The organism is Streptomyces sp. MBT65 (assembly GCF_016612545.1).
In the GTDB taxonomy this organism is placed as follows: domain Bacteria; phylum Actinomycetota; class Actinomycetes; order Streptomycetales; family Streptomycetaceae; genus Streptomyces.
The window spans coordinates 1-14736 of record NZ_JAENRY010000194.1 but is presented as its reverse complement, the minus strand read 5'-3'; the positions used below and the strand labels follow the sequence as shown (position 1 = coordinate 14736).

At 71.2% G+C, this 14736-nt stretch carries 11 protein-coding genes and 1 pseudogene; 4 read left to right on the top strand and 8 right to left on the bottom strand.

The annotated features are described in order from the left end of the window. The 4 genes from JHN63_RS34255 to JHN63_RS34240 form a co-directional block, all read right to left on the bottom strand. On the bottom strand, window positions 1–4006 hold a 4006-nt coding region (locus JHN63_RS34255), incomplete at its 3' end, for an alpha-(1->3)-arabinofuranosyltransferase family protein (RefSeq protein WP_200688134.1). After that, window positions 4003–4767: a bifunctional 2-polyprenyl-6-hydroxyphenol methylase/3-demethylubiquinol 3-O-methyltransferase UbiG gene (locus JHN63_RS34250; protein ID WP_200688137.1), complete on the bottom strand. Its 765-nt coding sequence runs from the start codon at window positions 4765–4767 to the stop codon at window positions 4003–4005. The genes JHN63_RS34255 and JHN63_RS34250, both read right to left, overlap by 4 nt. 50 nt (window positions 4768–4817) lie before the next feature. Beyond that, window positions 4818–5972 carry a glycosyltransferase family 4 protein gene (locus JHN63_RS34245; protein ID WP_200688132.1) on the bottom strand — a complete coding sequence of 385 codons (1155 nt, stop codon included), beginning with the start codon at window positions 5970–5972 and terminating at the stop codon, window positions 4818–4820. 214 nt (window positions 5973–6186) lie between these two features. Then, complete coding sequence (locus JHN63_RS34240; protein ID WP_200688130.1) at window positions 6187–7164, bottom strand: DUF3068 domain-containing protein; 978 nt, start codon at window positions 7162–7164, stop codon at window positions 6187–6189. 154 nt (window positions 7165–7318) lie between these two features. Here JHN63_RS34240 and JHN63_RS34235 point away from each other — a divergent pair, with 154 nt between their 5' ends. The 4 genes from JHN63_RS34235 to JHN63_RS34220 all read left to right on the top strand — a co-directional run bounded on the left by JHN63_RS34235 (window position 7319) and on the right by JHN63_RS34220 (window position 10480). Further along, window positions 7319–7471: a hypothetical protein gene (locus tag JHN63_RS34235; RefSeq protein ID WP_200688128.1), complete on the top strand. Its 153-nt coding sequence runs from the start codon at window positions 7319–7321 to the stop codon at window positions 7469–7471. 4 nt (window positions 7472–7475) lie between these two features. Beyond that, complete coding sequence (locus tag JHN63_RS34230) at window positions 7476–8747, top strand: helix-turn-helix domain-containing protein (RefSeq protein ID WP_307782051.1); 1272 nt, start codon at window positions 7476–7478, stop codon at window positions 8745–8747. A 120-nt stretch (window positions 8748–8867) separates the two neighbouring features. Further along, a complete protein-coding gene (locus JHN63_RS34225) occupies window positions 8868–9641 on the top strand; it encodes an IclR family transcriptional regulator (RefSeq protein WP_200688126.1) in 774 nt (257 codons plus the stop codon). After that, a complete protein-coding gene (locus JHN63_RS34220) occupies window positions 9638–10480 on the top strand; it encodes an SMP-30/gluconolactonase/LRE family protein (RefSeq protein ID WP_200688124.1) in 843 nt (280 codons plus the stop codon). The genes JHN63_RS34225 and JHN63_RS34220 overlap by 4 nt, the downstream gene beginning before the upstream one ends. A gap of 169 nt (window positions 10481–10649) precedes the next feature. On the opposite strand, the gene JHN63_RS34215 is transcribed toward JHN63_RS34220, so the two are convergent. The 4 genes and pseudogenes from JHN63_RS34215 to JHN63_RS34200 form a co-directional block, all read right to left on the bottom strand. Next, on the bottom strand, window positions 10650–12056 hold the full coding sequence (locus tag JHN63_RS34215) for an FAD-dependent monooxygenase (protein WP_200688122.1): 1407 nt from the start codon (window positions 12054–12056) through the stop codon (window positions 10650–10652). Between the two features lie 64 nt (window positions 12057–12120). Then, window positions 12121–13296, bottom strand: a complete 1176-nt coding sequence (locus JHN63_RS34210) for an MAB_1171c family putative transporter (protein WP_200688120.1) — start codon at window positions 13294–13296, stop codon at window positions 12121–12123. After that, entirely contained in the window at window positions 13293–14498 is a 1206-nt protein-coding gene (locus JHN63_RS34205) for an MAB_1171c family putative transporter (RefSeq protein ID WP_200688118.1), read from the bottom strand. The genes JHN63_RS34210 and JHN63_RS34205 overlap by 4 nt, the downstream gene beginning before the upstream one ends. Next, a pseudogene (locus JHN63_RS34200) lies at window positions 14495–14736 on the bottom strand (toxin); the annotation flags it as partial. The pseudogene JHN63_RS34200 and the gene JHN63_RS34205, both read right to left, overlap by 4 nt.

The following is a 14736-nucleotide window of genomic DNA, read 5'->3' as shown; positions in this document are numbered from 1 at the left end:
TCGCCGCCGTGATGCCCGCCCCCGCCAACGCCGCGAACGCGATCGGGACCAGGAGTGCGTGGCGGCGGTGGGCCAGCAAGGCCAGTGCCGGGACCAGTAGGGCGAGCCAGCCCGCTGTCACCACTCCGACCAGCGTCAGTGCCACCGTGCCCAGCCACAACCCGGGCAGGGGTGGAGGTGGTTGGTACTCGTCGGGGTTGGGCTCTCGGCGGCGCCAGATCACCAGGGCCAGGAGGGCGGCTACGGCGACTCCGCTGCCGATGAGGCCGGCCTCGTACGTCGTCGCCGGGGTGTAGGACAGCTTGATCGTGCCGCCCGCGCCTGCTGGGACGCGCCAGCCCTGTTGCCAGCCGTCCAGGCGGACCGGGGACAGCTCCTTGCCGTTCAGGGTGGCTTTCCAGCCGTCGTTGTAGTTCTCGTACGTGGTGAGGTACGAGGCCGCGCCCGAGCCCGCCGTCACCTCCCGGCGGTCGCCCAGCCAGTCCCGGATCGTCAACTCGCGGGTCTCGGCGGTGGGTTGGGTGACTGTTCCGTGGGTCAGGGTCACGTCGGTGAGTTCCAGGGGGCCGGTGTCCCCCGCCTCCACCCGGTGTGGGCCCGACGTCAGCTCCAATGCCGGGTCCGCGCGGCCCTCCTGACAGAGCGTCACCTCCACCGAACGCCGTTCCGTCAGGTCCCGTACCGTCCCCGTCACGCTCGTCCGGTACAACTCACCGTCCACCGCCACCACCGGACCCTTTCCGCAGGCCAGCGTGAAGGTGCGGGACGGGTCCGGCTGGGGGGTGCGGTACTGGTCCAGGGCCGGGATGTAGGCCTCGGTGAGGCCCACGGGGAGTTGGAGGTTCTCGTCGGCGAGGGGGTTGTGGAGGGTGAGCGGGGCCGTCTTCGTGATCGTGATGTCCAGGCGGTCCGTGGTGATCGGGTCGAAGCGGGCCACGCCGTTCTCGTCCACGCCGGCGATCGTCGAGCCGTCCGGTGAGGCGATGTCGACCTCGGTCGCACGGGTCGACAGACCGCCCGCGGGGGCCAACACCACTTCGCCCACGGCCTGTTTGCCGGTCCAGGTCAGATGGATCGTGGGGCGGTCGCCCGCGACCCAGCCCGTCGTCAGATCGCCGTCCGTCAGGTTGCGGGCGGAGAGGCCCGTGCCCAGCGCCGCCGTGGAGTCCGCCGTCGCCGTGATCCGGTGCTGCTGGGCGGGGGCCACCTCGTAGAGGAGCTTGTCCAACTCCTCGCCGGGGGTGGCCACCGCGCTCGCCTTCATCTCGTACGTCCCCGCCGCCGACGTCGAGAAGGCGCGGTGCAGGCCCGCCTCCGTGCCGGTCGGGGAGAGGCCCGTCGGGTCGGCCGCGCGGTGCAGGGAGATGATCTCGGCCGTCGCGTCGGAGGCGCTCACGTCCGTCGGGAGTTTCAGGAGCCGGGTGACCTGGACGTGCGGCAGGGCGATCTCGGAGAAGCCCGCGCCGGTGAGGCCGGTACGGCGCGCCACCGAGTCGACGATCGTCAGCTTCATCCAACTCGTCGTACCGGAGGGCGACTTGATCGTCTGGGGCATGCCGTTCGGCTGGAGATAGCTGGTCACCTTGCCCTTCGCCGTCTCCACCCGCACCTCGGTCGGCGCCGCCCGCACGCCCTCCTGCGGAAGCGGCGTGACCTTGAACGAACCGGGCATGTCGTACGACCCGCCCGCGAAGCCGATACGCAGCCACTGCCCGTTCGGGGAGCCCGCCGCGCCCTCCGCCCACGCGGTGTCCGGGTTGCCGTCGAAGGCGTTCACCGGGTCGAACTGGGGAAGGTGGAAAAGCCAGTTGCCGCTGGAGGACGCCGTCACCGAGCGGGCGCCGCGCAGCTCGGCCACCGTCTGGTGGGCGATGCCCTTGGTCGGGAGGATCTGTTTCGGTTTCTTGCCCGCGTCCTGGACGGCGTCCGGCGCGTTGCGTTCGTCGGGGGTGTACGTGTACGAGGTGTTGGCGTCGACCAGGCCGAACCGGGTGTCCGCGCGGCGCAGTCCGTCGCCGAGGATCTGGAGCGGCGGGGAGCCCAGCCCCGGGTGGTTGTCGCCCGTCAACACCGTTGCCCTGCGCCGGAGTTCGGTCGCGAGGGGCAGCAGGGACTCCGGTCCGCCGGAGACCACCGCCGTGTCGGCCACCGGCGTCAGGCCCGCCTGCCCCGGCCGCGTCACGTCCTTGCTCGTCGGCTCGTAGATCTCCACCGCCCGCTGGCGCGGGTACAGGCCCTCGACCTGGAGCGGGGTGTCGTCGGCGATCCGGCCGCCGGTCATGACCGGGCCGAGGCCGGTCACCCGCTGGTAGCCGGACTGTTCGAGGGCGCGCTTGACGGTGGTCGTAGGGACATAGCCGATCTGGTCGGGGTCCAGGTCGTTGCGGACGACGACGTAGTAGACCCCCGCTCGGCTCAAGTAGTCGGCCAGGCCCGGGACTTCGCCGCCACTGGCCAGCGCCTGCTCGACCGCGTCCATCGCGCGCCGGTTGCCGGGGGTGCCCATCGGCACGTACTCCCGTTCCGCCCAGCGGGAGTCGGCGAGGACGTCGAGGGGCTCGTCGATGGGGGAGCCCCAGGTGTAGATGCCGTGCGCGGTCGCCGGGACGACCAGGGCACGGGAGTCGGGGGAGTACTTGTGCAGCCAATCGGCCGTGGCCTGCCAGTACTTGGGGAGCTGCTGGAACGAACCCGGGTTCAGGATCGACCCGTTGAGATACGGCCAGGCCAGCCCCGGCAGGACGAGGACCACTGCGATCAGCGGCACGAACCGACGGCCCCGGACCGGACGGGCGCCCCGCGACTCGGAGGCCACGCCCACCAGATGGGCCAGGCCCAGGACGAGCGCGAGGGCCAGGCCCGCCTGGAACTTGTAGATGTTGCGGAAGGGGACGAGCGGGCCGTTCAGCCAGCCCTGCACCACCCCGTGGAAGGGCGCCCCGAACGCGCCGCCGTACCCGGCGAACAGGATCAGCGCGACCGACACCGCGATCAGCACCAGCCAGCGCCGCTCCGGCATGTCCCGTCTGGCCAGCCCGGCGAGACCCAGCCCCGCCGCGAGTGCCGAGCAGACGATCACGATCACCGACGAGGCGACCGTCCAGCCGGCCGGTATCCAGGCCTCCCCGAGATGCAGATAGGCGACCCAGTCACCGGCTCCGCGCAGGCCCTCCGTCGCCGCCATGGTGTCCGTCGTGGTCTGCGAAGTCTCCACGTAGGGAAGGAAGTTCTCGCCATAGACACCGAGCATGAGGAGGGGGATCCACCACCATGCCGTGGCAAGGATCACCCCCGGCACCCACCAGGCGAGCAGCTTGCGCTGCCGTGGTCCGGGCGGGCGGGAGAGCAGATACAGGCCCACCGGGAGCAGGGACGCGAGGGTCGCCGCCGCGTTGACTCCGCCCATGAAGGGGACGATCAGCGCCGAACGCAGGGCGGCCACGCGGGCCGTGTACCGCTCGTTGGTCAGCGGCAGCAGCACCCAGGGGAGAAAGGCGCCGGGCAGCGCGGCGGCGGACGTGGACCCTATGACGATCGTGAACACCGGCCACAACGCGTACGTCACGGCGGCGAGCAGCCGGGACGCGGAACTCCCGACCCGCAGCCGCTCGGCCAGCCGCAGCGCGCCCCAGAAGGCGACCGAGACGACGAGCGACAGCCACAGCCGCTCCGCCAACCACACCGGCAGATGCACGGCGTGGGCCGGCCAGTAGAACGGCAGCATCGGCCAGAGGTAGCCCGCGTACTGGTCCTGGATACCCCCGAACGAACCCCGGTCGTGCCACAACTGACCCAGATCGGACAGGAATTGACCGGGATCCACGGTGACGCCGAGCTTGGTGTCGAAGGTCTGCCGCCCCGGATGCACGGCCAGCAGCAACACCAGCACCACGACCCAGAACCCCAGCAGCCAACGCCATGACCGCGGCCCCTCCGGGGGACCGGCAAGGGTCGTACGGGTCGGATCGGCCGCCGGAGGCGGAACCTGGACCGTGGTCGCCGTCATGGTGGACACCGCCGGAGAATGAGGAGGAGGTTCCAGGTGGCCAACTCCCTTATCCCGGGCGCCTTGACGACGGCGCGGTCGAGGAAGGGCCAGTAGCGGGACCGCGCCGCGACGACCGTCACGTCGTCACGGGCACGGACCTGCCGCAGGGTGGCGCCGATGTGCACGGCGAACAGGTTCTCGCCGAGGGTGTGCTTGGCCGGTCTGCCGGTACGTCGCTGGTAGCGGGCGCGGGCCCGCTCCGCGCCGAAGTAGTGCCAGGGCGCCCACTCATGACCGCCCCACGGGGACAGCCAGTTGGTGAACGACACATAGATCAGCCCACCGGGCCGGGTCACCCGAGCCAGCTCACTGAGAAACGTCTGCGGATCCGCCACGTGCTCAAGGACGTTGGACGAGAAGGTCACGTCCGCGACCCCGTCGGAGAGAGGGAGCAGATACCCGTCAGCGATGACGGTCCCGTCGGGTGGTTTCGACCCCAACTCCCGTACGTCCGGCTCAAAGAGATAAGCGTGGGCTCCCCGCCGCCGAAACTCCTCCGTGAAGTACCCGCTCCCCCCACCGACATCAACGACGGTACGACCGGCAACGGGCCCGTAGTAGGCCTCGACTTGATCACCGGCGTCGAGGGCGAGGAGCGCATAACAGGATTCCGGATCCTCCTGCTCACGAAGGAAGCCACGAAAGAGAGCAAGCGACCGCCGAAGAGACGGATCCTTGAAACCCCGGCGAGGTTCGAAAGGGCGCGGGGCTGTATCGATATGCGGCTCCGCCGCGGGGCGCGGCCAGCCACAACGAACCCGCACCCAGTTCACAGCGCCCCCCAACCCCTCACCGCCTCCCCGGCCACCAACCGAAACCGTCTGACCGTCCGATCCCACCGATAGCGCGCGGCAAGATCACGCGCAGCCTTGCCCATCACTTCCCGGCGATGCGCGGACAGCGCTAGCGCACACCACGCCGCCGCGAAGGACGACTCCCCACGGGCCAGCACACCCGTCTCGCCGTCGACGACGGAGTCACGCAACCCGGGCACGTCGAACGCAATCGCCGGAGTCTCCCGGGCCGCAGCCTCCGTCACCACCAACCCCCACCCCTCCAACGCCGACGGGTGGAGCAACAGCCAAGCCGCGCAAAGAAGTTCATGCTTCCGAGCCTCAGAGACATGCCCGGTGAACTCGACCCCGGCCCCGGCAAGCCGCTCCAACCGCTCCCGCTCGGGCCCGTCCCCGACGATCACCAACCGCCCCCCGACAACCGGCCGCACCCGTTCCCACAACCGCAGCAGCAGATCGACCCGCTTGTACTCGACAAGCCGCCCCACCGCGACGAACAACGGCTCCGCCGACCGCGCGACAAGCGGCCCCGGCTCCTCGACCCCGTTGTGGACGACCCGGATCCGCGACCGCTCGACCCCGATCCCGCGCAACGCCCGCGCGGTGGAGGGAGAGACCGCGACCAGCAGGCCGCGTTGCTGCGCCCCGGTCAGCGCCCACTGCTCCAGCCGTCTGCCGATCCGCGCGGCCGGCGCCATCGGGCCGCCGAACCGCATCTTCCACAGATCCGTGTGGACATGGTTGACCAGACACATCGTCGGCCCGCGATGCCAGACAGGCGCGAAGTACGGCATCCCGTTGCACACCTCGACCAACAGATCGCAGTCGCCGACCTGTTGGGCGAACGCGGTGCGGGCCCGCAGAAAGTGGCCGTAGGCACCGCCGGCGGAGATCACGCGGTAGTCGCGGTACGCGGCCGGGCCCCCGCACAACAGGGTCACCTGGTGACCGAGCCGGGTCAGCCCGTCGGCGAGTCTGTCCACGAGGAGTTCGGAGCCGCCGGCCTGGGGATTGTCGAGGTCCCGGTGGGCGAGGAAGACGATCCGGCGCGGTTGCGGCACCGGCGCCGGGGGGTGCTGCGCGACCCGGGGAAACGTGGGGGGCAGCGAATGGGGCACGTGCTGGGGCATGGGTGCTCCAACTCGTCTCAGGGTGCGGAACTCGGGCGGAACTCTGCTGGGTTCTACGAGGTTCAGCGGGGTGGGGGCAGGAACGGGCGGGACACGGCACGGAGTTTCTGTGGGCGGGCTGTGCCCGGGGTGGGTTGGACAGTTTTCGCCCCGGCGTTCCCGACGGCTACTCACCCGCATGACAATTTCCGGGGTTATTAGAACTGACGTCACGTCACATCGTGGGCGGATACTCGGGTGAAGTGGTCGATTCCGGGTGCCGACGGCCGCGTAGCACCAAAACGCCACCCGCCATGGCGAGGACGAATCCGGCCACAGCGGCACCGATCGGCAACGACCACCCCACCAGGCGCAGTTGACCGCTCTCCCGCTTCGCCAGTTTCACCTGTTCCCGCTGCGTGGCCGTGGTGAAGGCGAGCTTGTCGGCGTCCAGGAGGAGGACCGCGTCGTAGGCGTGGTCGGGGGCGCGCAGGGTGCGCCGGGGGCCGGTCCGGGCGTAGATCACCCGGCCGGTGCGCTGGTCGACGATCAGCTCGATGCCGTGGTTGGAGTACCACTCCTCGGCCAGTATCTGGGGGGAGTTGGGCTGGTCGACGAGGCTGCCGGGGACCAGGCGGGTGCCGATCTTCGTGGGTGGGACGGTGCCCTTGAAGACGTAACCCGAGTAGCCCTGCACCTTCTTGGTCCCCGAGTAGCGCAGAGTCACCGTCGCGCCAAGGGAGTTGTCCCACCACTGGTACGGCTGTTTCCGCACGTCGAACGGGAACTTCAGGTAGGCGTCGCCCTCGAAGTACGGGTTCTCGTGGCAGCAGTGCACCGGCTTGTTGGTCCTGCGGTCCGTGACCCAGCGGTTGGGGAAGAACTCCAGCGCGTCGTGCGGATCGGCGGCCGGCAGGGACTTGTCGGTGTCGACGGTCGTCGTGACGTCCCAGACCGCGGCCCCGCTCTTCTCGCTGTCCGCGACCTCGCCGCGCACCTGCTGGGTCACGGTGATCCGCTGGTCGTCGACCGTCCGCAACTCGCCGGTGTCGAAGTAGCTTCCGGTGCCCCGGTAGACGGCGGTCGTGTCGATGTCGATCGGGGTGACGGCGGCCCGCGGCTCGACGTACCACGCCAGCAGCGGCGCCAGGACCAGCAGAAACGTGCCGAGTCCCAGCAGGATCAAGGAAAATGGAGAGGCTGTACGGCGCATCCGGACACTCCAGTGAGGGTTGGTTTCGGAGTTCGGGCCGCTCTTGGGCCGGGAACCGTAGGCGCCCCTTGACGGAGTGTCAATGTCTGCCGACACTGGGCCGACGGGCAGGGGCAGGGCGCACGGACCTCAGAACAGAGAGGCTGACCCCGCGATGCCCAGACTGCTCGCCGCCGCGCTCACCATCGCCCTGGCCGCCGCCCTCGCCGTCGGCGCAGCGCTCGGGATCGTCGCGCTGCTCGACGCCAGACCCGAGCAGTCGAACACGCCCCTGGTCACGTACGAGCAAGCGGGCCAAGGGAGTTGACCCCGTGGCCGCCCATCCGGCGACGGCCCGTCCGTCGACCGCCCGTCCGGCGACCGTGACGGCGCGCTCGGCGTGGCACGACGTACCGCGCCTCCAGGTACGGGAGTTCGCGGCGATCGCCATGGCCGAGGCGCCCGCGCTCGCCGAGGAGATCCTGCGCGAGATCCGCCGCGAGCACCCCCAACTGCCGCTGGTCGTGGACGAGTCGGGCGAACCCATGGCACTGGTCGGCATCCGGCGCGCCATCGAGGTGTTCGTCCAGCACCTGGAGACCGCCGAGGGCCGTCCGACCGTACCGCCGGGCGTCTTCCAGGAGTTCGGGCGCGGCGAGGGCCTGCACGGCCGTAGCCTCGACTCGCTCCAGGCGATCTACCGGATGGGCGTACGGCTCGCCTGGCGCCGGCTGGCCGAGATCGGGCAGCGGGTGGAGATCCCGCCGCCCGCGATGTACGAACTCGTCGACGCGGGCTACGAGTATCTGGACGGGCTTGTCGACCAGTCCGTGCGCGGCTACGCGGAGGCCGCCGCGCGGCAGGCGGGGGAGCGGCTGCGTCTCCAGCGGCGGCTCATGGAACTCCTCCTCGCCGAGCACCATCGCGGCGACCCGGCCGAGGCCCTCTCGGAGCGGGCCGCCCGGATCGGCTGGCCGCTGCCCGACAAGGTCTCCGTGGGTGTTCTACTGCGTCCGGCCCGCGAGGCGGTCGCCCCCGCCGTAGGACAGGAGGTGCTGCTCGACATGGAGTACGAGCAGCCCCGCATGGTCGTCCCCGAACCGGACGCCGCCGGGCGGCCCGAGCTGCTGCACCGGGCGCTGACCGGCTGGGCCGGCGCGATCGGGCCGCCGGTTCCGCTGGCCGACGCGGTGAAGTCGGCGCGCTGGGCCGAGGCCGCCGTAGGGCTGATGGAGCGGGGGCTGTTGCCGGGCGGGGGTGTTCTGTACTGCACCGAGCACACCGAGGCGCTGGTCCTGCTCCAGCCCGAGGAGCTGATCGACGATCTCGCGCTGCGGTGTCTGGCGCCGCTGGAGCACTGCGGGCCGACGCACCGGCGGCGGCTCGCGGAGACCCTGCTGGCGTGGCTGGAGACGCGGGGCGGGGCGCCGGAGGTGGCCGCGCGGCTCGGGGTGCATCCGCAGACCGTGCGGTATCGCCTGCGGCAGATCCGGGAACTGTGGGGGGACGAGATCGACCACCCGGACCGCCGGTTCGAGCTCGAACTCGTGCTGCGCGCCCAGCGGTTGCGTGGTGAACTGGGCGATCCCAGGGCCGGTCGGTAGTCGCGTGGTCACGCGACCATTGCCCGTGCAACCCTCTATGGCTAGCCTGTGTTCGTTATCCCGATCGTCAGTTGAAATTTCGAACACGTCAGTCGATTCGACTCTAAGAAGGGGGCCGGTGTGGGACGCCTCGTACCTGCCGTGACCCGGGCTCTCGACATTCTTGAGCTCTTCCTCGACGGGGACGGGACGCTCTCCGCCCCCGACATCGTGCGCAAGCTACAACTGCCGCGCACGACCGTGCACGAACTGGTCACCACGCTCTCCGCCCGGTCGTACATCGTGCCCGTGCCCGGTCAACCCGGACGCTACCGGCTCGGAGTCCGTCCGTACCAGCTCGGGAGCAGGTACGCCGAGCAGCTCGACCTCGCCGCCGAGGGGCAGCAGGTCGCCCGGGCCGTCGCCGAGACCTGCGACGAGACCGTGCACGTGGCCATCCTCGAAGGCACCGACGTGATCTACATCGCCAAGGTCGACTCCACGCACGCGGTGCGCATGGTGTCGGCGGCGGGGCGTCGGCTGCCCGCGCACTGCACCTCCGTGGGCAAGATGCTGCTGGCCTCGCTTCCCGAGGCGGAGCTGACCGCGCGTATCCCGGCCGGGGCGTCGCTGGTCGCGATGACGCCGAACAGCATCGTCGAGCCGGGCGCGCTGCGGGAGGCGCTCGCCGAGATCCGGGAGCGGGGGGTCGCGGTCGAGAGCCGGGAGTCGAATCCGGATGTGTCGTGCGTGGCCGCGCCGGTCCGGGACCGGGCCGGACAGGTCGTCGCCGCGCTGTCCATCTCCGTCCCCATGATCCGCTGGAGCGACGAGCGCCGGGACGAGTTGGAGCAGCTCGCGGTGAAGGGCGCGGCGGAACTGTCGGAACGGCTCGGACATCGGAGTGCGGCATGACGTACGAGGTGGCGGTACGGGCGGAGGCGACGCTCGGTGAGGGGCCGACGTGGGACGCGGCGGCCGGGCGGCTGATCTGGATCGACATCCTCGGGTCACGGGTGCATACGTACGACCCCGTGTCCGGCGTGCGTACGGTGCGGGTGACCGACCAGCACGTGGGCGCGGCCAAGCCCCGGGTCGGGGGAGGGCTGGTCCTCAATCTCCGGGACGGGGTCGGGCTGGTCGATCCCGACGGGGCGTTTCGGTGGTTGCACCATGAGCCGGTGGCCGGGCGGCGGGCCAATGACGCGGCCGTCGCGCCCGACGGGGCGTTGTGGGTGGGGACGATGCGGTACGACGAGGCGGCGTGCGGGGGGTCGTTGTCGCGGATTGCCGGGGACGGTTCTGTCCGGCTGATCCTCGATGACGTGGCGGTGAGCAACGGGACGGGGTGGAGTCCGGACGGCTCGCTCATGTACTACATCGACTCGCCCACGCGGCGGATCGATGTGTTCGAGTACGCGGACGGGCGGGTGTCCAAGCGGAGGCGCTTCGCGGAGGTCGAGGCGGGGGCGGGGTTTCCTGATGGGCTGACCGTCGACGCGGACGGGTGTGTGTGGGTGGCGTTGTGGGGTGGGAGTGCGGTGCGGAGGTACACGCCGGACGGTGAGCTGGAGCGGGTGGTGTCTTTGCCGACCTCGCTGATCACCGCGTGCGCTTTCGGCGGGGCGGATCTCACCGACCTGTACGTGACCACTGCCCGGGTGGGGCTTTCGTCGCCGCATCCTGTCGCCGGGTCGCTGTTGGTCGTGCCGGGGGCGGGGAAGGGTTTGGCGCAGCCTGCGTTCGGGGGCTGAGCGGTGACTTATGGGTGCGGGTGCGCTGCGGCTAGGTGCGCAGTTCCCCGCGCCCCTAAAAACACCGGTCCCGTACGGCCTGGCCGCGTCCGCGCGGCGGAGCCGCAGATCGATGCAGCCCCGTGCTCCTAAGAACACCGGTCCCGCAGATTGATACCGCCCTGTGCCCCTAAGGGAGTTCGGCCCCCCGCCCGCCCAAGGCCTCCAGTATTTCTCTCTCCGACGGCGTCAAAGGTGGGCCCGAAAGCGGAGGCAGGAAAGGGCCGTTGAGGGCTGAGAGGAGGGGGCCGGGGTGCATCAGGGTTGATGCGTCTGCCTCCATGCTGGTTACCGTTGCCAGCGCTGCCGCCGCGGGGTAGGAACCCGTCGCCGCCTTCAGTAGGCGGCGGGAGTAGCGGGTGATCAGGCGGTCGGCGGTCGTGGGGGCGGGGCCCTTTGTCGCGGGGTACCAGATGTCCTGGCCCACCGCCATGGCCCATGCGCCCTCCACGGGGGTGGCCACTCCGCGTTGGACCTTCGCGGCCAGGGCGGGGGCGGTGAAGCCCTCCTCGTCCAGTTCGCGGGAGAGCACCCGTGCGCCGAGGGCCGCCACCGACATGCCCTGTCCGTACGCCGGGTTGAAGGTGGCCAGGGCGTCGCCGAGGACGACCAGGCCCTGGGGCCAGTCCCGGATCTTCTCCAGGTAGCGGCGGGCGTTCTGCGTGCTGTGGCTGGTGTGGACGTCCGTGAGGGGTTCGGCGCCGGAGATCAGACGGGCGAGGATGGGGTCCGGGAGGTCGCGCATGTACTGGCGGAAGCCGTCCGGATCGGCGGGCGGTTCGGCGCCCCGGGTGCCGGCGAGGCTGACCATCCAGCGGTCGCCCTCGATGGGCAGGACCATGCCGGCGCGGCCGGGCCGGGACGCGTACGGGTTCGCCTGGAGGATCGTGAGGGGGAAGTGCTCGGCGCCCTCGGGTCGGCGGTAGACACGGGTCGCGTTGACCAGGCCGGAGTCGACCGTCCGTTCCTCGACGCCGGTCACGCCCAGCGCCTCCAGCCAGTGCGTGATCCGGGAGCCGCGGCCGCTCGCGTCCACCACGAAGTCGGCGTCGAGGTCCGTCTCCCCGGCCTCCGTCGAGATGCGGACACCGGTGATCCGCCGCGCGTCGCCGAGGAGTTGGAGGGCCTGCGCCCTGCGGATCTCCGTCTTCGTGCCGGCCAGGACCGCCTCGCGCACCACCCAGTCCAGCAGCGCCCGGCTACAGGTGAGCATGCGCGGACCCGGGTGCCGCCAGCGCCGCAGCCAGCCCTCCGGAGTCAGCGCGACCATGCCCGAGTTGAGGGATATCTCGTGGGCGCCCGCCGCCAGCAGCCGCTCGCGCACGCTCACCCCGGGGACGAGGTCCTCCATCGCGGCCAGGCCGCCGGACATCAGCAGATGCGCGTGGCGTCCCTGCGGGAGACCCTTGCGGTGCTCCGGTCCGTCGGGCAGCTCGTCCCGGTCCAGCACGATCACCTCGTCCGCGTGCGCGGACAACGCGGCCGCGGCCAGTACGCCGGCCAGTCCGGCACCGACGACGACAGCTCTGCGCGACATGGGGCTCCTCAAGTCGGCCGGGAAGTAAGGGTGTTGGGCCGGGCAGGGGGCAACAGGGGTCGGCTCAACGAGGGGTGGCCTTCACCGTACCGCGCGGTACGGCCGTGGCGAGCCGGGACCGGGACAGCGCCCGCGCCAACTCGACCAGACCGCAGGTGTCGGAGACCTCCGTGGCGTAGAGCCGGTAGGTGCTCGGGGTGGCGAAGGGCTCCTCGCGGGCGGCGGCGCGGCGGGCGGCGTCGGCCACCATCGCCGCCTCGGCGACCACCCGGGCCTCGTGCGCGGAGCGGCCCTCGTGCAGGGCGGCGTCACGGGTGCGCTCGCGCAGCCGGTCGTCGAAGTACGGGGCGAGGGCCAACAGGCCGTCGTGGATGGACACTTCACGCCAGTGCAGCCGCATCCGGGGCAGCTGCCAGAGCGCGCTGGGCGGCTTCGGCGCGATGGACGCGAAGCGGACCTCCGACCACAACGGGCCCAGCCCGCGCAGATCGTCGAGGTAGCGCCAGTGCGTGCGGGCCGTGGGCAGCAGCCTCGGCAGGGCGAAGCCCGCGGAACAGGTCAGGGCGGCCAGCGAGGCCATCTGCGGGGCGACACCGGTGGACAGGAAGTCGAGGTCGTGACCGGTCCAACGGGCCACCACCGCCGTGTACTTGGTGAGCTGGAAGCCGACCACGTCCAACAGCGTGCCGATCAGGATCAGTTGCAGCCCGGTCCGCAGCAGGCCGGTGACCTCCCGGGCCCAGGAGACGCACACCGCGCACATCGCGAGCGTGGCCGCGCTGTGCCCGAGCAGATAGAGCACGATCATCTCGCGCATGTAGGGCGTGTTGGCGTAGTACGTGTCGAGGTCGGTGAGCCGCTCGGTGCTCGGGTCGGCCAGCGCGAACAGCACGACGATGGCGACGATCAGCGCTCCGTAGGCGGCGATCCCGCGCAGCACCATGCGGCGGATGCGGGCGGGGGAGCCGCCCCGCCACTGGAACAGCAGGATCAGCAGGGAGCAGCTGTACGCGGAGATCATCCCGTAGGTGAGCGGGGCACCGAAGTTCGGGATGCCGGTCAGGCCGTTGACCGCGCGCAGGGTCGGCGGCGCGGCGCAGACCAGGCCCAGGGCGCCGAGGACGATCGCCGCGCAGGTGGACACGGTCAGCGGGTCGCGCGGGACGCGGGAGGGCCGGGCCAGCAGGGCGGTGCAGGACAGGCCGAAGACGGCGGCGGCGAGGTACACCATGAGGCTCATGCCCGTGAACTCCCTTCCGTCGTCCCGGTGCGGACCCGGGCGGCGGCGACGAGCGGGGACCGGGTCAGCGCGTCCGCGATGTACGGGAGCAGGGCGGTGCCGGGCGCCCGGTCGGGGAGCCGGCCAGGTCCGTCGGCGGGCGCGAGGCGCGGATCGCTCTCGGGTTCCCCGGTGTCACGGCTCCGCTCCTCGACCACGGCCGCGGCGACGACCGCCGCCCACGCGGTCGCCTCGGCCCGCTCCGGGTCGCCGGTGCCGCGCGCCGCGGCCTCCAGGGTCCGCTCGTACAGGCCCTGGTCGAAGAACGCGTCGAGGTGGCCGAGCGCGTTGTGGATGCTGGTCTGCCGCCACACCAGCCGGGTCGCGGGCGAGGACCAGCGCGGACGGGGCAGCCGTAGCGCACGGCGGTTGAGGAGCTCGTCCAGCTCGTGCTCCAGCGGCTCGAGCCGGGCATACGTCCGTCTCGCCTGCCACCAGTGGGTCAGCCGGGGGCCGCCCAGCGGGATCAGCACCCCGACGACGATCAGGACCGCGCCCAGTCCGGCGGCGGCCGGCGAGACCGTCGTACCGAGCTTCGTCCAGTCGCGTCCGCACCAACTGGCGATCACCGCCGCGAACTTGGTCAGGCTGTACCCGGCGCCGCACAGCGAGCCGACGCCCAGCGTGATCAGCCCCGCGCGCAGCCAGCCGCGCACCTGCCGGGCCCAGCGCAGCGCCGACACCGTGGTGACACTGACGGCCGCGAGGTGCCCGGACAGGTACAGCACGATCATCTCGGTGATGAACGGTGTCTTCGCGTAGTAGGTGTCCAGGTCCGTGCGGCGCTCCACCGGGGTGTGCCCGAGCGCGAACATCACGGCGATGCCGACCAGGATGAACGTGTACGCCACGATCCAGCGGCGGGCGGTCCGGTGGACGTGCGGTCCGCCCCGCCAGTAGACGATCAGGACCTGGGAGGAGGCGCTGTACGCGGTGATCGACGCGTACGTCAGCGGGGCGGCGAGGTTGGTGACGCCGCTGAAGTGGTTGATCGCGCCGACGGTGGGCGGTGCCCCGAGGAAGAAGCAGGCCCCGGCCAGGCCGAGGAGCACACAGATGACCCGGAGATAGGGGTCGCGCCAGTTGCGCAGGAGATCCGGGGCCTTCACGAGCAGGCCCAGCCACAGCAGGCCGCAGCTGAGGTAGTTGATCAGGCCGCTCATCTTCTGTTCCCGCGGTAGTTGAGGGCGGCTCCGATACGCCCGGCGAGCCCGTGCTCCGTACCGTCGTCCGCCACGGCGGGCTCGTGCGCGGAGTTCGCCGCGGCCTCCAACCAGGGGCGCAGCCGTCCGCTCATCAACATGCCGAATCTGTCCGCCTCTTGTTCGTCGGCGAGGCTGAAGTCGGTGCGGGCGGCGACGGGTCGGGGGCTGCCGTCGGCGGTCGGTTCGGGTGTGGGGG

Bases quoted from the DNA above. Each gene is read 5' to 3' on its own strand.
- JHN63_RS34220 (WP_200688124.1), top strand. From the start codon at position 9,638: ATGACGTACGAGGTGGCGGTACGGGCGGAGGCGACGCTCGGTGAGGGG.
- JHN63_RS34240 (WP_200688130.1), bottom strand. From the start codon at position 7,164: ATGCGCCGTACAGCCTCTCCATTTTCCTTGATCCTGCTGGGACTCGGC.
- JHN63_RS34215 (WP_200688122.1), bottom strand. From the start codon at position 12,056: ATGTCGCGCAGAGCTGTCGTCGTCGGTGCCGGACTGGCCGGCGTACTG.
- JHN63_RS34235 (WP_200688128.1), top strand. From the start codon at position 7,319: ATGCCCAGACTGCTCGCCGCCGCGCTCACCATCGCCCTGGCCGCCGCC.
- JHN63_RS34205 (WP_200688118.1), bottom strand. From the start codon at position 14,498: ATGAGCGGCCTGATCAACTACCTCAGCTGCGGCCTGCTGTGGCTGGGC.
- JHN63_RS34245 (WP_200688132.1), bottom strand. From the start codon at position 5,972: ATGCCCCAGCACGTGCCCCATTCGCTGCCCCCCACGTTTCCCCGGGTC.
- JHN63_RS34210 (WP_200688120.1), bottom strand. From the start codon at position 13,296: ATGAGCCTCATGGTGTACCTCGCCGCCGCCGTCTTCGGCCTGTCCTGC.